The following is a 17,444-nucleotide window of genomic DNA, read 5'->3' as shown; positions in this document are numbered from 1 at the left end:
CTGAAATCACAGCCTGACAGCACAGCCCAAAATCAACCGATGCGCGCGGTTCGCATATTTACAGCCACGCTATTTGCAGTCGCGTTATTTGCGGTCGCGTTTTCCACGTTCCAGCGCTTCGGCGACCCGCGCGGCATATGCCGCCCTTTCCGCCGCGCTCATCCCCGCCACATGCTCAATCAGAAACGCCTGCCCCTTGCGGTTGCGGTCTTCGGCGCGGGTGTTCTGGCGTTCCAGAACCGCGCCAAACCCGTTTCGGTCAAATGGTTCGGTGCGCAATAGATCCAACGCCTCGTTATATTCTGCCCGGATGCGCGCATGAAGCTCCTCGCGGCTTAGCCCCGCCCGCGCTTCGCGGAAAAACTTGCGGCCCAGCTCGCGGCGGTCTTCCTTGCTCAGCGCCTGGGTATAGGGGGCAACAACATCGCGGATATGTTTCGGCCCGTCCCGATCCGGGCCGCCGCGCAAGACAAAGCCCGCCACGATCCCGGCAATCGCCAGATTCAGCGCCAGCGACATAAAGAACACAACCCGCAGCCCCAACGACATCCGCCGGGGTTTGGTGTCGTTGCTGGCCTGACCGGTTTGCCCGGATTTCCCGGTGTCATTTGCCATGATCAACCTTCCTCCAGGTCAAAATCGAACCCCGACATCGGGTCGAACATCGCCAATTCGTCGGTGTAATAAAGTGCCGCCGTGTCACTCAGACCCGAAGGCGGGCTGATCCCCAGCCATAGGCCACATACCGAAGCGGTCACCAGCCCCGCCAGCGCCGGCCAGCCGCCAATCGCGGCACTGACCTGCGCCCAGAAACCGGGGCGCGGGGCGACGGGTTTGCGCTCTGGCAGGGGCGCATTGTCAAATCCGGCCTGTATCGTTTCCGCATCGCCCAACACCCGCGCCAACAAATCCGCCGAAACCTCCGGCATGTCGGCATTGCGTGCCGCGCGCTCTTCCTGAAAAAGCGCATCGAGAAAGATGTCGTCGCGGTTGGTTTCAGACCTCGTCATCGGTATACCCCAGTTCTGCCTTCCGGCCCTTCAGCGCACGGGCAAGCGCCCGTCTGCCGCGCGCGGTCAGGCTTTCTACAGCGTCCACGCTAATCTTCAGTATGGCGGCGATCTCGGGGTTACCCAACCCCTCGAAATGCCTCAGCTCTACCGCCTGGCGTTGCCGATCCGGCAATTCGGCCAGGGCCCCGGCCAATGCGGCGCGGCGCGACGCCGTTTGCATCTGTGCCTCTGCGCTGGCGGTTTCATCCGCCGGTTCCCCGGCATCTTCCAGCGGCGCGACACGGCGACGTTTGCGCAGGCGATCGGTCGCCAGATTGGCCACCACCCGCCACAGCCATGTTGTCACCTGGGCCTCGCCCTGACGCCAGTCCGGGGCGATTTTCCACAGGCGCATCAGCGCGTCCTGGGTCACATCCTCGGCCTCGGCCCTGTCGCCCAGCATGCGCAACGCCTGACCAAAAACCCGCGGCGTCAACCGAAGGGTCAGTTCCCGTGCTGCGGCGGCGTCACCATTGGCGTAAAGCACCAAAAGCGCTTCGTCCCCGACCCCGTTATGTGCATCCAGAGGCATGTGCATGTCCCGGTGGCTAAACTCTTTTATGTCTCTTGGGAATGGCAGAGTTCCTCTGGCATATCCCCTGCATCACCCATTGAACGTCTCTCCCCGCGATGCGGGAAGAGACGCGGACCAGGAAGACGGCCGGGATGCAATCAACCGCCTTCCTATCACGGGATCACTCGGCCGCGGGGGCCGGTTGACCTTGTTTTCCACCGCGTGCGGCTTCCAGCCGGGTCTTGGCAGAGTCGAATTCTTCTTTCGAAATCGTGCCATTGCCGTCGACATCTACCAGCGCAAACATCCGCTCAAAGCGTTGTTCGCCGCGGGCTTCACGACGGTCCTGACGGTCGCCGCCGCGCATTTCGCCGCCGCGCATTTCGCCACGGTGCTCGCCCCGGTATTCACCACGGTGCTCGCCGTCACGTTTGCCCATGCGGTGATCTTTGCCGCGTTCATCGTTTTTGCCGCGCGCATGTTCACGGCCCTGTTTGCCGCCCTTGCGCATCTTGTCCTGACCGGCCTGCATTTCTTCGGCGCTCAGCGTGCCGTTGCCGTCGCTGTCCATCCGGTCGATCATGCGGGTGAAGCGCGCGGCGCGTTTCGCCTCCGCTGCGGCTTCAAGCTCGGCGGCGCTCAACTGACCATCGCCATCGCTGTCCAACTTGTTGAAGCGGACCTGCGCGATGTTCTTCAGCTCTTCCTTGGTCAGGCTGCCGTCGCTATCAAGATCGAAATCCTCAAACGTCATTCCGGCCGCGCCATGAAAGCCGCCCATGCGGCCATGATCGCCGCCTTTGGCCAGCGCGCCAGTTGCCGGAACGCTGAGCGCAATCGCGGCGACGAGGACCGATCCGATCAGTGTGCTGCGTGTCTTGCTCATCTTGGTTTCCTTTCGTTTCCTGTATTGATCACATGGCCCGTTTGGCCCGCGATCTGACAGTCAAACGCGTGGTACTGCCGGTTCCGTCGCAGGGTTGGAAAATTTTTTGATCACGAGGGCGTGACCGCGACATGCCACCACACGTATGTTTTGCCGCATGTCCATTACGTCGAACCTGGCCTAGGGTTGCCGCATTGGAGAATGACACGATGACGACAGTTCACCTCGAAGACATGAACACGCCCGCCGCCAAACCCGCTGCGGAACGCGATCTTTGGCCGACGCTCTGGAAAGGGTGGCGGTGCAAATGCCCCAAGTGCGGCAACGGTCCGCTGCTGTCAGGCTATCTGAAAGTGCGTGACACCTGTGTGGTCTGCCGCGAGCCGCTGCATCACCATCGCGCCGACGATGGGCCGGCCTATCTGACGATCCTGATTGTCGGGCATTTGATGGCACCGCTGCTGCTGGTGGCCTTTACGGCCTATCGCCCGGATCCGATGATGTTGTTCACGATCTTTGCCGTTGGAAGCGTCGCGCTGTCGCTTTATCTTCTACCCAGAACTCAAAGGCGCGGTTGTCGCCTATCAATGGGTGAAGCGCATGCATGGCTTTGGCCGGCAGGACGATGACACGCCCGTGGACGGGCGTATTGGGGCCACCGGCCCCTAATAAGGGGACAGGATGGACAGCACCACCACCGACAAGACCCGCATTCGGGATGCCGCCACGGTTATCGTGCTGCGCGACCGCACGACTGCGCCCAAGGTGTTGATGGGCCAGCGTGGAGACAAGGCGGCCTTTATGCCGAATAAATTCGTCTTCCCCGGGGGGCGGTTGATGCGGCGGACGGCGATGTGCCGCTGGCGCGGCCGCTTGCCCTGCCCTGCGTGGACCGCCTGCGCGAGGATTGTGAAGACGACCGCACCCACGCCATCGGCGCGGCGGCGATCCGTGAATTATGGGAAGAAACCGGCCTGCTGCTGGGCTTGCCCGGAAAATGGCACGGCGATGCGCCCGACGAATGGCAGGCCTTTGCCAAGCAGGGCCTGCTGCCGGATGCAGCGCCGCTGCAATTCGTGTTTCGGGCCATCACACCCCCGGGCCGTCCGCGCCGCTTTGATGCGCGTTTCTTTTTGATTGATGCCGGTGACATCGCTTCGGATCTTGATGATTTCTCTGCCGCCTGTGACGAGCTTAGCCACCTGCATTGGGCCGCGCTGGACGAGGTGCGCGCCCTGGATCTGCCGTTCATCACCGAGGTCGTTCTGGCTGAGGTCGCCGCACGCCTTGATGATCCGGCGCCGCCGAAATCGGTGCCGTTTTTCCGCAATGACGATGAACAAAGCCTGTTTCTGCGCCTGCGGGGCCAGCCGATGCCATCGTGATGATGCGGCCCTGACGGCCCCTAGGCCACCATCACCAGCGCCAGAATCGACACCGCCAGAAACGAAATGCCCAGCATCTCGCGGCTGGAAATCTTTTCCCGAAACACGAACACGGTCGCAAGAATGGAAAACACCAATTCCACCTGCCCCAGGGCATTCACGTAAGCCGCGTTTTGCAGGGTGAAGGCCGTGAACCACCCAAGTGACCCCAACATCGACGTCACCCCAACCAGCCCCGCAATGCGCCACACGCGCAAAACGCGCGCCACTTCGCCCGGCTCGCGCCAGCCCAACCAGACCGCCATGGCGCAGGTTTGCATCGCAGTGACAATCGCCAGGGCCACACCAGCGCGCAACAGGGGATCATCGCTGGCGATTTCCAGAGTGGCCCCGCGATAGGTGACGCCGGAAATGGCAAAAAACAGCCCCGACGTCAGCCCCAGCGCCACGGCGCGATTGCCCAGATTGCGCCATGACACGGCGGTGTCCGGCGTGACCGACAACACCAAAACCCCGATCAGACCAACCAGGATTGCGCCAAATCCCAACGGCGACACCCCTTCGCCCAAGACCACCAGTCCAACCAATACGGTTTGGATGACCTCGGTTTTCTTGAAGGTGATGCCAACCGCGAAATTGCGCGATTTGAACAGCATGACGACACAGACCGTCGCAAGGATCTGCGACACCCCGCCAGCAATGGCATAAGGCCAGAACCGGGCAGAAATCGCTGGCAGCGCTGTGTCCCCGATCCAGAGATAGGCCGCGACCCCAAGCGCCACCAATGGCGCGGAATAGACAAACCGCGCAAATGTCGCCCCCGCCGCAGACAGGGCGGCGGCGCTGAGGTGTTTTTGCAGTATGAAACGCAGCGTTTGAAAAAAAGCCGCTGCAAGGGTCACGAATATCCAAAGGTCCATGCGCCTATCTGCGCAGAAACCGCGCGATAGGCCAGAGGCTTATCGCCGGAACGACGCGATCAGGCGCGGCGCCCCCAGCCAATTCCGGCCCAAAGCCGTTCGTAAAGCACATAGGTGACAAAGCCGATGCCGGAATTGACCAGCGCCATTGTGCCACCAACCGCCATTGACCCGGTGAATGCGATGCCCACAAGGCTCATCACCACCAAACCCATCAAGATCCAAAGAACCCCTTTTACCAATGTGCGTTGCTTGGTTTCCATTGCATCCTCCTGTTGTTGTGCTGTGCCTCCTTGCTACTGGGCGCAATGGTTGGGGAACATTCTGAATGTGATTAACAAAATTCAGCATCCGTGATAATTGTCACCACATGAACACAAAAATCGACAAACGTGACCGTGCCCACCTGTTCCGCAGCCGATTGGAAGAGGCGATGACCCGCGCCGGATCAAACCAAAGCGCCCTGTCACGCGACATCGGCGTCGACCGATCCACAGTGTCCCAGCTTTTGTCCGGGTCCGGGGCGCGCCTGCCCAACGCCCAGGTCGTGGCGGAATGCGCCCGCGCGCTGGGGGTGTCCGCCGATTGGCTTCTGGGGCTGTCTGATCGCCCGGAAAGCGCGGCCCATATCGTCGCCAATGCCTTTCACATCACCAAAGCGCCGCGCGCCCTGGTGGATGAGCAGATTTTCGATTGGCACCGCGAGGCCGACGGCTACAAGATCCGCCATGTGCCCACCGCCCTGCCCGACATGTTGAAAACCCGCGCGGTGCTGTCGTGGGAATTCACGCCGCACCTTGGACGCACAGCCGAACAGGCGATCACCGCCTCGAACGAGCGGCTGGACTGGATGCGCGACTCAGCCTCGGATTACGAAATGGCGGTGCCATTGTACGAGATCGACAGTTTTGCCCGGGCCACCGGATATTACGCCGGGCTGGCGCTGGATGTGCGGCTGGAACAATTGGAGCGCCTGCAGCGTTTGACCCGCCAGCTCTATCCCCGTTTGCGGATGTCGTTGTTTGACGCCCGCAGGCTCTATTCCGCGCCGCTGACCATATTTGGCCCGCTTCAGGCGGTGATCTATCTTGGCAGCAACTATCTGACGTTTCGCCATGTCGACCGGGTGCGGGCGATCACAACCCATTTTGACCATCTCGTGCGCGAGGCCAGTGTGCCCGCCCGTGACATTTCCGATCACATCGGCCAGCTCCTGACCGAGGTTCGGGGCTAAGCCTCAGGTCTTGGGCGCATTGACCCCGGGCGTGACCGCACGGCGCTTCAACTGCGCCTCGCGCAGCGTGATGAACACCACCGATGCAAGGATCAACGCGCCGCCCAAGACCACAACCGGGTCCACCGGTTCGCCAAAGACCACCGCCCCCAAAAGCACCGCCCAGACCAATTGCAGGAACGTCACCGGCTGGGTCACGGTCAAAGGTGCAGAGCGAAAGGCCAATGTCATGGCAAAATGCCCGCCCGTGGCAAAACAGGCGATCCCGAAACAGGTCAAAAGGGTCCAGAGATCCGGCGTGACCCACACGGCAAAGGCAAAGGGCGCCAAGCCGATGGTCACGGTCACCGACAGCATGCCCACCACCATCGACGGCGAAACCTCATCCGCGACGATTTTGGCAATCAGGTAAGACACCGCAAACAACATCGCCGTGCCCAGCATGGCAAGATGGCCGGGGTTCACCTCGCGAAATCCGGGGCGCAGGATGATCAGCGCCCCAAGCAGGGCGACGGCCACCGCAATGATCCGCCGCTTGGCCAGGGTTTCCCCCAGAAACAAGGCGGCCGCGATGGTGACATAAACCGGCGACAGGTAATTCATCGCCGTCACCTCGGCGATTGGAATGCGCGTCATCGCAAAGAACCACAGGATCACACCCAGGGTGTGCACCCCGCCGCGCGCCGCAAACAGCGACCATTGCCGCCTGCTCATCCTTGTGGCCAGCAGGGTCTTGGCCATTGGCACCAGAAACACAAGGCCCAGAAGATAGCGCAGGAATGCCGCTTCGGCTGCGGGCACAGCATTGTCGAGGTATTTCACAAGCGCCGTCACCGCGACAAAACAAAGCCCGGTGACCAGCATCCAAAGTGTCCCGGCAACCGGATTTGATTTCATGTCTGTCATGACGCGCATCAAGACCGGCACAGCCGGAACTTGCAAGAGAGATCAGCCAAAAATCAACTTTGCCGCGATCACCCACATCGTCAGACCCACCACCACATCCAACACTTGCCAGGCGCGGGGCGAGGTAAACAACGGGCGCAAGACCCGCGCACCATAGCCGAGCGAAAAGAAAAACACGAAACTGGCGGACATCGCCCCCAAGGCAAAGGCCAATCTGTCTTCGTATTGCGCCGAGATCGATCCAATCAGCACCACCGTATCCAGATAGACATGTGGATTAAGCCAGGTCAGCGCCAGACAGGTCAGCACCGCCGCGCGCAGCGATTGCGTGGTGTCGCCCTGATCCATAAGCGCACTGCCCCCCGCCAGCGCCGCCCGGAAATTGCGCGCGCCATACCAGATAAGAAAAGCCGCCCCGCCCCAACGCATCACGGTTTCAAACAGCGGCACCGCCTCGGCCAGGGCGCCAAATCCCGCAACCCCGGCCGCAATCAGCGCCGCGTCACTGACCGCACAGGCCAGCACCACGGCCAGCACATGCGCCCCGCGCAGGCCCTGACGCAACACAAATGCGTTCTGCGCGCCGATCGCCAAGATCAGCGAAAACCCCAAGGCAAATCCCGCCAGTGCCGCCTGTGCATCCATGTGTTCCGCTACCTTGCCGATGTTTTGGGACAGGCTGGGTGGGAAAGCCCCGTCCAGGTCCAGGTTCAAGTCCAATTGCTTGTCCATATGTGTGGCGAAGGCGTCAAGCAGAAAGCCCGGATCCCCCCAGGATGCCCCGCCCCAATGCCAAGGCACAGCCCCCCGCCACCAAGAAAGATGTGAATGGATTGTGTTCTGGGCACTGGTCCACACAGGTCCACACTGGCCCGCCTTGGAATCACCGCAGCGCAATCCCGAAGTATTTGGTTTAAAATCAGATAGATGCGCGTGACCACGCGCAGCCGACCACGGCGACAATAATTCCCCGGTAATGTTTTGCATCCACCAAAACCGCCGATGCCGCGATAAACCAATAAAATTAGTCAGATTACTGTTGCGACAGCGAAGCCAATTTAATACTGAGTATTTCAGTAAGAATTCATCAAACAGGAGAGCCCGATGACCCGGACGGCCCTAACGTCAATCCTTGCCCTCACCGTTGCCAGCGCAGCTCTGGCCGAAGGTTCGGTCAATATCTATTCGTCGCGTCACTACGACAATGACGAGTTGCTCTATGAGGCCTTCACCGAACAGACCGGGATCGAGGTCAACCGGATCGAAGCCAATGCCGACGAGCTGATCGCGCGGATGACCGCCGAAGGCGCAAATTCACCTGCCGACGTCTTTCTGACGGTTGATGCCGGACGCATCTGGCGCGCGGATGAGGCCGGTCTGTTGCAGGCTGTCGACTCTGACGTGCTGGACGCCCGTATCCCTGCGCATCTGCGTCACCCCGACGGGCATTGGTTCGGTTTTTCGCAACGCGCGCGGATCATTTTCTATGACAAAAATGACGTCGAAAACCCGCCGCTGACCTACGAAGATCTGACCGACGCCGCCTATGAAGGCCAGGTTTGCATCCGGTCGTCGAGCAATGTGTACAACCAGTCATTGATGGCGTCGATCATTGACGCCAATGGCGAAGAGGCTGCGCTGGACTGGGCCAAAGGCGTTGTAGCCAACATGGCACGTGACCCCCAGGGCGGTGACACCGACCAGCTGCGCGGCATTGTGTCGGGCGAATGCGAAATTGCGGTGACCAACACCTATTACTTCCTGCGCGGTCTTGCGGGTGGTGTTGACGGTCTGTCGGATGGCATTGAAAACATCGGCTGGGTGTTCCCCAACCAATCCGACCGTGGCGCACATGTGAACGTGGCAGCCGCTGGCGTTGCGGTAAATGCCCCCAACCGGGACAATGCAGTGGCGTTTCTGGAATACCTCGCCACCGATGACGCGCAGGCCTATTTCGCCAATCAGAACAACGAATATGCGGCGGTTCCCGGCATTGCACTGGCGGAAGTTCCGGCACGGCTTGGCCTGTTCCGCGCAGATGATCTGAACCTGTCGGTGCTCGGAGAGCAAAACCCGACAGCGCAGAAATTGTTCAACGAAGCCGGCTGGGAATAACCCGGACGTCGATTTGCGAACAAACGCCCCGCCTGGCAACAGGCGGGGCGTTTTTGTTTGGCAAAAGCGCCGCACAAAAGGCCGGTCCAAAGCCCAGCAGAATCACCGCGCAACGCCCGCTGGTTCAGACGGGGGGCCAGCCCCCCGTACCCCCCGGGATATTTTTGGTCAGATGAATAGAGCCGCGTGACTGCGGAATGGGTGCCTGGCGGCTTGGGACCGGCTTATTGTCGCCCAACCCGGCGGCACAGCAAGATCACCGGCAGAAGCCCGACCGCGACAATCACCAGACTGGGCACCGCCGCCCCCTCAAGCCGTTCATCCGCCGCCAGCCGATGGGCCTGTACCGCAAGGGTGTCGAAATTGAACGGCCGCAGGATCAGCGTCGCGGGCAATTCCTTCATCACGTCGACAAAGACGATCAGCAAAGCGGTCAGAAGCGAGGGCGTCAGGATTGGCAGATGCACCCGGCGCAGGGTGCCATAAGATGTCTGGCCAAGCACCCGGGCCGCGGCGTCGAGGTTGGGATTGATCGCACTTTGCCCACCTTCATAGGCGCCAATGGCCGCTGCGAGAAAACGGATCATATAGGCAAAGACCAACACCCAGATCGACCCGGTGAACAACAGCCCGGTCGAGAGGTTGAACCAGTCGCGCATCACCGCATCCAGCGCATTGTCGAAGGCGGCAAAGGGCACCATCAGCCCCACCGCGATGACGCCGCCCGGCACAGCATATCCCATTCGCCCGATGTGCAGCGCCCAGCGCGCGGCACCGGATTGTGCGGCCCGCTGGTAATAGCCCAACGCCACCGCCGCCATGACCGTTAAAACCGCCGCCGTGGTTGCGAAGGTCAGCGAATTCTGCAGGAAACCGATATAGCGGCGGCTGAACAGATCCTGACCAGAGCCCTGCCCCATGACAACAAGAGCGACAATCGGCACAAGGGCCCCAAGCACCACCGGTGTCGCACAGAGGACCCAGGCCGCGCCTTCGGCCATGCCGTGCAATTTCAGCCGGGTCAGCCGTTCCAGCCGCTGGCCACTGTGGTATTTCGCCGCCCCGCGCGACCGCCGTTCCAGCACCGCCAGCGTCAGAGCAAAGGCCAGCAGACCAAGCGAGAGCTGCGCTGCCGCGGCACGATCCGCCATGTTGAACCAGCTGGTGTAGATGCCGGTGGCAAAGGTTGGCACACCGAAATAGGACACCGTACCGTAGTCTGCGATGGTCTCCATCGTGGCCAGCAGGACGCCGGCCGCAATGGCCGGGCGCGCCATGGGCAATGTGACCAGAAGAAAGGCGTTCAGTGGCGGCTTGCCCAGCGCACGGGCCGCGTGAAACGTGCTGGCACTTTGGCCAAGGAACGCGGTGCGGGCCAAAAGGTAGACATAGGGGTAGAGCACCAGGATCAGCATGATCGCCGCGCCGCCCAGGCTTCGGATTTCGGGGAACCAATAATCGCGCGGACCCCAGGCCATCAGGTCACGCAAACCCGATTGGACAATGCCGGGATGGTCGAGCAAATGGGTATAGGCATAGGCCAGCACATAGGCCGGAAAGGCCAGCGGCACGACCAGCATGATTTCCAAGAAGCGGCGGCCGCGAAATTCGGTCATTGTCACGAAACAGGCCGCGCCGGTGCCAACCGCCAGGGTGCCCCCGGCCACCGCCGCAACCAGAACCAGCGTGTTTCCGATATACTGCGGTAAAACCGTTTCCAGCAGATGGGCGAGAGTGTCCAAACCGCCAGTGACCGCCGCAATTGTCACTGCAAGCAATGGCAACAGGCACAGCATCGCCACAACCATGGCCGCAGTTTTCAGGATCGAAAGCGACTCACCCTGACGCTGGGATGTGGATATGGCGGGTGCGGTTTGCATCCGAGGTTTTCTGTCAGGTTATCATCGCCCGCGCAAGGCCCAAGCGCCGATTGAGGCCCCGAAGCCGACCGCAGAACGCGCTGGAAAACATGTGGGCGGATCAGCGGGATACCTTAATTTGTCGTGTTGTCCCCACGGCTGCTGGGCGGCGCGGCCCCGGCAAAGGCCGCATTGCGCAGCGAAAGGTCGTAAAAGGTATGACAGGCCCGCCCCCGGTGTTTCGAGGCATAAAGCGCAAAATCAGCGTCATCCTGCATTTGCGCAATATCGGGTTCGGCGTAATCCTCGCTGAGGACAATGCCGATACTGGCAGAAATCTGGCAGGTGTCTTCGCCAAAGACAATTGGTTTTTCCAACCGCTCGACAAGGCGTTCGGATATGCGTGCCAGCCGCTTGCGGTTCATCCGCCCCGACATCAGCAGCACGAATTCATCGCCCCCCACACGCGCGACCGTGTCTTCGGTTCGGGTTTCTTCCACCAGAATGCGCGCCACTTCCTGCAATACGTGATCACCGGCGGCGTGGCCTTTGGTGTCATTCACCGCCTTGAAGAAATCGAGATCCAAATGCACCAGCGCAAACCGCCCGCCGCCAGAGGCCGCGCGCGACAGGACGTGATCCATCGCCCGGCGGTTTTTCAATCCGGTCAATGTATCGGTAAAAGCCTGTTCTTCGGCGGCGATCTTGGCCCCCTGCAGCCGCAGGTTCAGCTTGCGAGACGCCTCCATCGCGGCGGATTTCGCCTCGACCAGATAGAGCATTTCAATGGTCAGATCGGTTGCCGCAAAATCAGCACCGGTCAGGGCGTAATCCCCCACCGCATCAACCACCGAGATCCCGAAGGAAAGGTTGATCACCGCACCGCCACCAAAATCCGGCGGCGCGACCAGAACGCCGACCAATCCGGTCTGCTGGCCATCGCGAAACCGCAGATTCAGCTTGGTGCCGGCATGGGCCATAAGATCGGCCATCGCCTCGACACTGCGGGGTCGGCGCAGTTCGAATACTTCCAGAAATCGTTGCCCGACCAAGACCTGATCGGGGCGCAATTTTGCCAATGTGGGGCCGACATGGGCAATATGCCCAGCCCGGTCCAGCGTCAGATGCATCGGACAGAACATATCCAACATGTCGCAATTGGGTCCCATTACTGCCCCTCCGCCCGGGCAACACCCAGCTCAAAACTTCGCCCTTCCGCAAAAGCGGCTTCGATCAGGGTAATTTCAATAACCTCTGCACCGTGAAACACACCGGTGTGTTCCAGGAACACAAGGGCGCCATAATCATCGGCCATCGCACGCAAAACCCCGACCAAAACATGCCCGAAGCCCATCAGATCACCGGAACACAGCAGGCTGAACTGGTTTGCCCCGTGATCGCGCAATTCCAGAAGCGGCAGCTCCAGATCCTCGACCGCCAAACGCGCCCTGTCGGGCAGATCATCCAGCGAATGCAGAAAATCCAGGAATGTCACGCCACCAAAGCGCAGCAAGCGCCGTGGCGCTTCGACCTCGGGGTTGGAAATCAGATAGGTTCCGACATCTTCCAGTACGGCCTCACGCTCTTTGCCCAGGGCGGCGGCCATTTCATCGACCATGCGATGTGTCAGCGCGCTGTCATAATGCAGCATCGGCTCGAAATCCGAAAAATCGAGATCCAATTGCCGCACGACCTCACCCCAGGCCAACGCACCATAGGTGTCGCGATAAAAACATTGGATCGCGCGATTGATCAGTCCATGCATGACCTGCCTCCTTTGGGCACACCATGGCCGCCTATCGGTTAATGTTCTCCCAACATCTAAAATCCTAGGGAATTACACTGATCCCGCCGAAGGTAATCATTTGGGTCTGGCTGGGTTCGATCCGAATCTCGCCAGAGTTCATCGCAGCGATCAGCGCCGCACTTTGGGCAGACAGGGCCGCGCCACTGACATCGACAAACAGGCCACCGCCCGTTTCCAGCCCGCCATTGCGCCGGTACAGGGTTTGAACCTTGACCCCGTCATCCGCAGCGGTGCGTTGCAGCAACACCCCTTCCTGCCCCGGTTTATGCGGGTTCAAATCGTCAAGGATCATGACACATCCGGGCCCCTCCGCATCGGCCAGCGGACAGCTTTCGGTCAGTTGCTGGTGAATATGCGGCTGCAAACTGCGCAGTTCCTCTGCGGTGATCGACTGGCCTTCGGGAAAGACCACGATCTGGTTCAACAATTCGGTCATGTCATTTTCGGTGATCTTGCGTTGATTGCGGTCACGCTCAAACACGAACCTGCTGTCTGTTTCCGTCAGCCGCTGCAAGGCCAGGGACAGGTCGCCGGCCGCCGGGTGCGCGCCCGCGTCCGCAAGGGCCTGCAACTCTGCCAGCCCCGCCGCGCCTGCCCGGCCCCAATCATTTTTCATTTCCCAAAGCGCCACATCGTCAACCGTCACTTTGCCAGCCTTGAACCGGCTCACCTGGGATTGGGTCGAGATTGCCGTGTCATTCAAGATCGGCGTCAACCAAAGCGCAGACAGCGCCAGGACCGCCAATGCCATGAAAAGGTTGGTCTGGCGGATCCGCCCCGCCCAATCGGGCAACAGCACCGACCCCGCATAGGCCAGCGCATACACCAGCAACAAACCGGCGCTGAACGCCGCCGCCACCCGCGCCGGTGTCCATCCATAGGCATCCACCCGCAACCAAACCGCCCAGGCCGCCGCCGCACAGAGCAAAGGTAACACCAGGCACATGATCCGCGCCGCGCCGCGCATCAGCGGCGCGCGCACCATGTCCTCTGGGCTGCGATCAAGCGCCGATGTCACCAATGTGATCGCGGCAATCGCCACCGCCATCAACGTCGCCGCCACAGACAGGCTGCCGAAAAGCTGATCCATGCCGCGCAGGGGCAGCGCAATCAGAAACACCGCCACCACCAGGGTCAACACCGGCAGGATCACCCGAAACAGCCGCAACACCAGAAACGGCGACACATAGTCCCGCAGCTCGTGCATGATCGCCATTGCCAGCCCCAGAAACATCCCCGTCAGCGCAAAAGGCACCGGATCAAGTTCGAGCAGGTCATCAATGACCGTCACCCCGACGATTTCGAACAGCGCATCCGACAGATACACAATCCCCCAGACCACCGCCGTAAACAGCCAGGCCGCCAGATACCGCACCAAAATGGCCCAGGCCGTATCAAACAACAGGGCATAGTCACGCCAGCCCCCCGATCGTTGCAACGCGGCAGAGACAAAAGGCGTTCCAACGAACAGCAACAGCGCCATCGCAGAGAAGGGCAAACCGCTGTCAAAAAACGGCTCCAACGTGTCAAACCCGGTGGTGTCCCAGGTCATCAACCCGGCGATCAACACCGCCATCACCGCAGCCCCCAATGCCGCCGAAGCCCAACGCAATGGCCCGACAATCCCAAGGAACAGCCCAAAACCGCCCATGACCGCCGTCACGGTGAACAGAAACAGCCGCGGGCGATGGAACATCGTCTCGGCCAATTCGCCGAAAAACCAGGCCGCCAATCCGGCACATGCCCCGACAAGGGCCAGTGTCAGGCGATGCATCGCCACTTCTTTGTCTGATCCGCTCATGTTTCGCCTCCGGGGGTGTCGCCCTTACATGATCTTTGATGATTTGCGCGCAGTTTGGCGGTCTTTGGTCGCCTTGGCCAGACTACACTCTGGCGCCGGGGGCGGTGCAGCCCGTCATCCCGGCAATCCATCTTCCTGACCGTCTTGCGCCGTGGGCCAAACCCCGGAGATCAGGTTATGTGACAAGAGATCCGCCACCGAAGGATCGCGCACCAAGGGACGCAGCTGACGGGCAAGCGCCGCGCGGCTTGTCGCCTCTCGCTGCATCTCTGTCACGGCTTCTTCTACGGAAATACGACGAAACCGCAGCGCGGTACCGGGCGCGGCCTGGGCCACAATTGGCAGGTCCGGCGGGATCACCGTGCCGATCCGGGGATAGCCGCCGGTGGTCTGACACTCGGCCAACAGCACATAGGGCACGCCATCCCCGGTCATTTGAATATCACCGGGCAAGATCGGTTCGGACAAGATGGTCAGCCCGCTTTTGGCCGCAAACCGCGTCGCGCCCGCGATCAGCGCCACGCCCTGGCGATTGCCACGCGCATCGCGCAGAAACTGCGTGGTTTCAAACGTGGCCCGCACCTCTGGGTCGAACAAATGACTTTGAAAGCCATGCACAAACCGCAGCTCGCCGCCGCCGAACCGCGCCGGATCGGGCAGCACCTGCGCCACCGGCCCGCCGGGATCGTCGCCCAGCGCAAGCGTATCACCCGCCGCAATTGGCCCGCCCAGCCCGGCAATCAAATGCGTCGCACGTGCGCCCATCACGGTCGGCGTGGCAAGGCCACCGCCAACCGAAAGATAGCTGTAGACCCCAACGCCCAATGGCTGCAGTGTCAAACAGACCCCCGGCGCAAGCATATGACACGCGTTCCAGACCAGCCGCTGACCGTCGGCATTCGCCGCCATCGGCGCGCCGGTCAGGGCAATGCGGGCGGGACGATCAACAGAAAACACCCCGCCCCCCGCCGCCATCTCAAGTGCGGCTCCCGGCGCGCCCAAAAGCGCCTCTGCCTCTGCCAGTGCAAGCCGATCGGCCGCCCCGCCACGCGCCAACCCCTGCGCCAACCAGCCGGGGCGGCCCAAATCCTGGACCGTCAGCCCCGGCCCGGCCTGATGCACCAAAAGCTGTCCGGTGGATTGGCGGCTCATGGAATGGCCTCGACGCTGGCACCGGCCATGCCGCTGCTGTCAGCTGCAATATGTGCGGCCAGTTCCGCCTCGGACACCGGCAAAAAGCTCACTTGATCGCCGGCCCGCAACGCCATCGGCGGCGAGGCATCGGGCTGAAAGGTGCGAAATCCACATTGGCCGACATGGCGCCACCCGGTTGGCGCCGGATTGGTAAAGATGATCAGCTGACGCACCGCGACCACAATTGCCCCCTGCGGCACCTGAGGTGTCAGCGCGGTCTGGCGTGCAATGTCCCAATTGTCCGGCAACATCCCGAGATAGGGTTGCCCCGGTGCAAACCCGAGTGTCAGAACCTCTATCGGTGCAGAGCAAAAGGCGGCAATCGCCCCCGCCTCATCCGTCCCGGCCAGCGCCGCAGCTTCTGCCAGTTGCGGGCCGGCAGCCCCGCCAAACACCGCGGGAATTCGCCAATGGCGCCTGCCCGTGTTCGGCACCGCGCCCCAATCCCGCTCCGCCAGCAAGCGGTCTATCTGCAACCGGATCTCTGCATGGCTGATCCGCAGCGGATCAAAGGACACCATTGTCGAAGTCAACGAAACGGTTGTCTCTTCAACCCCATTCCAGCCCGCCGCATCCACCGCCGCCCGAAACGCGCGCGCCGCGCGGTTGGCGCCCCCCTGTGGCGTATCGCCAAAGGTGACCAGCATCGCCGTCACCCCCATCGTTGCCACTCTGGGATAGCCTTGCGCGTTTTCCATCTCTCAACCCTGCGTCAGCCGCCGTCGCCCTGCAACCGGAATACACCGCCATGGCCGCCACAGACCGCCGCCACGCCAGCCAATCAGACCACCCGGCATGTGTCTGGGTCCAGACATCCGAATGTCCCTTCCCCCGGGTCCGGGGGAAGGTCAGGTTGGGGGCCCGTTCGCCCTGTCCGCCAACAGGCGGGCAGTATTTAGTGGCGCGATTGCAGACGGAAAACCGGGAACCACTTTTCCTGCAATACGCTTGGGGCAACCCGATTGCGGGCGGAAAACCACCAATTACAGCTGTTCCATCACCTCGTCAGACGCATCAAAGTTGGCGGTGACACGCTGCACGTCGTCATCGTCTTCCAACGCATCAATCAGGCGCATCAACTTCTGCATCCCATCCAGATCCAGCTCGGTTGTGGTGGTGGGTTTCCAGATCAGCTTGGTCGAATCCAATTCGCCCAACTCGGCCTCAAGCGCGGTGGCCACGTCATTGAGGTCGGTATCGGCGCAATACACCACATGACCATCCTCGGAGCTTTCGACATCCTCGGCCCCGGCTTCGATCGCGGCCATCATGACCGTATCGTTGTCGCCGACCGACGCGGGATAGATCACCTCGCCCTTGCGCTCGAACATGAAACCGACAGAACCAGTCTCGCCCAGATTGCCGCCCGCCTTGGTAAAGGTCGACCGCACAGTCGACGCGGTGCGGTTGCGGTTGTCGGTCATTGCCTCGACAATCACGGCAACGCCGCCGGGGCCATAACCCTCATAGCGGATTTCTTCGTATTCATCGCCTTCTGCCGCTTGCGATTTCTTGATCGCGCGGTCGATCACATCCTTTGGCACGGATTGCGATTTGGCTTCCTTGACCGCCAACCGCAGGCGCGGGTTCTTGTCCGGGTCAGGATCGCCCATCTTGGCGGCGACGGTGATTTCTTTTGACAATTTCGAAAACAATTTCGAACGGGCCGCATCCTGGCGACCCTTGCGGTGTTGGATATTTGCCCATTTTGAATGGCCGGCCATGGCTGCCTCATATAATGTCTGCTGATCAGGCATGTCTATAATCCAGC

The 17,444-nt window shown here is 61.3% G+C and carries 17 protein-coding genes and 2 pseudogenes; 4 read left to right on the top strand and 15 right to left on the bottom strand.

Annotated features, from left to right (window positions below; translation table 11 throughout):
- Nucleotides 1-84: 84 nt before the first annotated feature.
- From AC0L4F_RS05715 to AC0L4F_RS05700, 4 genes are all read right to left on the bottom strand, one after another.
- Nucleotides 85-615 (bottom strand): periplasmic heavy metal sensor, encoded by a 531-nt coding sequence (locus tag AC0L4F_RS05715; RefSeq protein ID WP_244686223.1) that lies wholly within the window; start codon nucleotides 613-615, stop codon nucleotides 85-87.
- 2 nt (nucleotides 616-617) lie between these two features.
- A complete protein-coding gene (locus tag AC0L4F_RS05710; RefSeq protein WP_244686221.1) occupies nucleotides 618-1,010 on the bottom strand; it encodes a hypothetical protein in 393 nt (130 codons plus the stop codon).
- On the bottom strand, nucleotides 997-1,590 hold the full coding sequence (locus tag AC0L4F_RS05705; protein WP_244686219.1) for an RNA polymerase sigma factor: 594 nt from the start codon (nucleotides 1,588-1,590) through the stop codon (nucleotides 997-999). The genes AC0L4F_RS05710 and AC0L4F_RS05705 overlap by 14 nt, the downstream gene beginning before the upstream one ends.
- 157 nt (nucleotides 1,591-1,747) lie before the next feature.
- Nucleotides 1,748-2,452 carry an EF-hand domain-containing protein gene (locus AC0L4F_RS05700; protein WP_244686216.1) on the bottom strand — a complete coding sequence of 235 codons (705 nt, stop codon included), beginning with the start codon at nucleotides 2,450-2,452 and terminating at the stop codon, nucleotides 1,748-1,750.
- A gap of 233 nt (nucleotides 2,453-2,685) precedes the next feature.
- On the opposite strand from AC0L4F_RS05700, the pseudogene AC0L4F_RS05695 reads away from it, so the two are divergent.
- Together AC0L4F_RS05695 and AC0L4F_RS05690 are read left to right on the top strand one after the other, a co-directional pair.
- Nucleotides 2,686-3,121, top strand: a pseudogene (locus tag AC0L4F_RS05695) (DUF983 domain-containing protein).
- Nucleotides 3,122-3,133: 12 nt separating this feature from the next.
- Nucleotides 3,134-3,837: pseudogene (locus AC0L4F_RS05690) on the top strand (NUDIX hydrolase).
- A 20-nt stretch (nucleotides 3,838-3,857) separates the two neighbouring features.
- Here AC0L4F_RS05690 and AC0L4F_RS05685 read toward each other — a convergent pair.
- Both AC0L4F_RS05685 and AC0L4F_RS05680 read right to left on the bottom strand, forming a co-directional pair.
- The gene (locus tag AC0L4F_RS05685) at nucleotides 3,858-4,757 is read right to left on the bottom strand and encodes a DMT family transporter (RefSeq protein WP_244686214.1); all 900 of its coding nucleotides are present in this window, start codon (nucleotides 4,755-4,757) and stop codon (nucleotides 3,858-3,860) included.
- 59 nt (nucleotides 4,758-4,816) lie between these two features.
- On the bottom strand, nucleotides 4,817-5,020 hold the full coding sequence (locus AC0L4F_RS05680; RefSeq protein WP_244686211.1) for a DUF2061 domain-containing protein: 204 nt from the start codon (nucleotides 5,018-5,020) through the stop codon (nucleotides 4,817-4,819).
- A gap of 107 nt (nucleotides 5,021-5,127) precedes the next feature.
- Between AC0L4F_RS05680 and AC0L4F_RS05675 the strand changes: the two genes are divergently transcribed.
- A complete protein-coding gene (locus AC0L4F_RS05675; protein WP_244686209.1) occupies nucleotides 5,128-5,991 on the top strand; it encodes a helix-turn-helix domain-containing protein in 864 nt (287 codons plus the stop codon).
- A 3-nt stretch (nucleotides 5,992-5,994) separates the two neighbouring features.
- Here AC0L4F_RS05675 and AC0L4F_RS05670 read toward each other — a convergent pair whose 3' ends face one another.
- Both AC0L4F_RS05670 and AC0L4F_RS05665 read right to left on the bottom strand, forming a co-directional pair.
- The gene (locus tag AC0L4F_RS05670; RefSeq protein ID WP_244686207.1) at nucleotides 5,995-6,897 is read right to left on the bottom strand and encodes a DMT family transporter; all 903 of its coding nucleotides are present in this window, start codon (nucleotides 6,895-6,897) and stop codon (nucleotides 5,995-5,997) included.
- A gap of 42 nt (nucleotides 6,898-6,939) precedes the next feature.
- Complete coding sequence (locus AC0L4F_RS05665; protein WP_244686369.1) at nucleotides 6,940-7,542, bottom strand: LysE/ArgO family amino acid transporter; 603 nt, start codon at nucleotides 7,540-7,542, stop codon at nucleotides 6,940-6,942.
- Between the two features lie 459 nt (nucleotides 7,543-8,001).
- Here AC0L4F_RS05665 and AC0L4F_RS05660 point away from each other — a divergent pair, with 459 nt between their 5' ends.
- Complete coding sequence (locus tag AC0L4F_RS05660; RefSeq protein WP_244686205.1) at nucleotides 8,002-9,012, top strand: extracellular solute-binding protein; 1,011 nt, start codon at nucleotides 8,002-8,004, stop codon at nucleotides 9,010-9,012.
- Nucleotides 9,013-9,236: 224 nt separating this feature from the next.
- Here AC0L4F_RS05660 and AC0L4F_RS05655 read toward each other — a convergent pair whose 3' ends face one another.
- From AC0L4F_RS05655 to AC0L4F_RS05625, 7 genes are all read right to left on the bottom strand, one after another.
- Nucleotides 9,237-10,892 carry an ABC transporter permease gene (locus tag AC0L4F_RS05655; protein ID WP_244686203.1) on the bottom strand — a complete coding sequence of 552 codons (1,656 nt, stop codon included), beginning with the start codon at nucleotides 10,890-10,892 and terminating at the stop codon, nucleotides 9,237-9,239.
- A 113-nt stretch (nucleotides 10,893-11,005) separates the two neighbouring features.
- Nucleotides 11,006-12,040: a GGDEF domain-containing protein gene (locus tag AC0L4F_RS05650; protein ID WP_244686200.1), complete on the bottom strand. Its 1,035-nt coding sequence runs from the start codon at nucleotides 12,038-12,040 to the stop codon at nucleotides 11,006-11,008.
- Nucleotides 12,040-12,636: a heme NO-binding domain-containing protein gene (locus AC0L4F_RS05645; RefSeq protein ID WP_244686198.1), complete on the bottom strand. Its 597-nt coding sequence runs from the start codon at nucleotides 12,634-12,636 to the stop codon at nucleotides 12,040-12,042. The genes AC0L4F_RS05650 and AC0L4F_RS05645 overlap by 1 nt, the downstream gene beginning before the upstream one ends.
- A gap of 64 nt (nucleotides 12,637-12,700) precedes the next feature.
- Entirely contained in the window at nucleotides 12,701-14,479 is a 1,779-nt protein-coding gene (locus AC0L4F_RS05640) for a DUF4153 domain-containing protein (RefSeq protein WP_244686195.1), read from the bottom strand.
- Nucleotides 14,480-14,593: 114 nt separating this feature from the next.
- Entirely contained in the window at nucleotides 14,594-15,631 is a 1,038-nt protein-coding gene (locus AC0L4F_RS05635) for a 5-oxoprolinase subunit C family protein (protein ID WP_244686193.1), read from the bottom strand.
- Complete coding sequence (locus AC0L4F_RS05630; RefSeq protein ID WP_244686191.1) at nucleotides 15,628-16,371, bottom strand: 5-oxoprolinase subunit B family protein; 744 nt, start codon at nucleotides 16,369-16,371, stop codon at nucleotides 15,628-15,630. Before AC0L4F_RS05630 ends, AC0L4F_RS05635 begins: the two co-directional genes overlap by 4 nt.
- Before the next feature lie 285 nt (nucleotides 16,372-16,656).
- The gene (locus AC0L4F_RS05625; RefSeq protein ID WP_244686189.1) at nucleotides 16,657-17,397 is read right to left on the bottom strand and encodes a YebC/PmpR family DNA-binding transcriptional regulator; all 741 of its coding nucleotides are present in this window, start codon (nucleotides 17,395-17,397) and stop codon (nucleotides 16,657-16,659) included.
- Nucleotides 17,398-17,444 lie beyond the last annotated feature (47 nt).

Source organism: Marinovum sp. J2-8, assembly GCF_055808435.1.
This window is presented reverse-complemented; position numbering and strand designations above follow the sequence as displayed.

Coding starts and splice junctions, on each gene's coding strand:
- AC0L4F_RS05650 (WP_244686200.1), bottom strand. CDS start 12,040: ATGGGACCCAATTGCGACATGTTGGATATGTTCTGTCCGATGCATCTG.
- AC0L4F_RS05655 (WP_244686203.1), bottom strand. CDS start 10,892: ATGCAAACCGCACCCGCCATATCCACATCCCAGCGTCAGGGTGAGTCG.
- AC0L4F_RS05700 (WP_244686216.1), bottom strand. CDS start 2,452: ATGAGCAAGACACGCAGCACACTGATCGGATCGGTCCTCGTCGCCGCG.
- AC0L4F_RS05680 (WP_244686211.1), bottom strand. CDS start 5,020: ATGGAAACCAAGCAACGCACATTGGTAAAAGGGGTTCTTTGGATCTTG.
- AC0L4F_RS05660 (WP_244686205.1), top strand. CDS start 8,002: ATGACCCGGACGGCCCTAACGTCAATCCTTGCCCTCACCGTTGCCAGC.
- AC0L4F_RS05685 (WP_244686214.1), bottom strand. CDS start 4,757: ATGGACCTTTGGATATTCGTGACCCTTGCAGCGGCTTTTTTTCAAACG.
- AC0L4F_RS05715 (WP_244686223.1), bottom strand. CDS start 615: ATGGCAAATGACACCGGGAAATCCGGGCAAACCGGTCAGGCCAGCAAC.
- AC0L4F_RS05625 (WP_244686189.1), bottom strand. CDS start 17,397: ATGGCCGGCCATTCAAAATGGGCAAATATCCAACACCGCAAGGGTCGC.
- AC0L4F_RS05705 (WP_244686219.1), bottom strand. CDS start 1,590: ATGCACATGCCTCTGGATGCACATAACGGGGTCGGGGACGAAGCGCTT.
- AC0L4F_RS05635 (WP_244686193.1), bottom strand. CDS start 15,631: ATGAGCCGCCAATCCACCGGACAGCTTTTGGTGCATCAGGCCGGGCCG.
- AC0L4F_RS05665 (WP_244686369.1), bottom strand. CDS start 7,542: ATGGATGCACAGGCGGCACTGGCGGGATTTGCCTTGGGGTTTTCGCTG.
- AC0L4F_RS05645 (WP_244686198.1), bottom strand. CDS start 12,636: ATGCATGGACTGATCAATCGCGCGATCCAATGTTTTTATCGCGACACC.
- AC0L4F_RS05630 (WP_244686191.1), bottom strand. CDS start 16,371: ATGGAAAACGCGCAAGGCTATCCCAGAGTGGCAACGATGGGGGTGACG.
- AC0L4F_RS05670 (WP_244686207.1), bottom strand. CDS start 6,897: ATGACAGACATGAAATCAAATCCGGTTGCCGGGACACTTTGGATGCTG.
- AC0L4F_RS05675 (WP_244686209.1), top strand. CDS start 5,128: ATGAACACAAAAATCGACAAACGTGACCGTGCCCACCTGTTCCGCAGC.
- AC0L4F_RS05640 (WP_244686195.1), bottom strand. CDS start 14,479: ATGAGCGGATCAGACAAAGAAGTGGCGATGCATCGCCTGACACTGGCC.
- AC0L4F_RS05710 (WP_244686221.1), bottom strand. CDS start 1,010: ATGACGAGGTCTGAAACCAACCGCGACGACATCTTTCTCGATGCGCTT.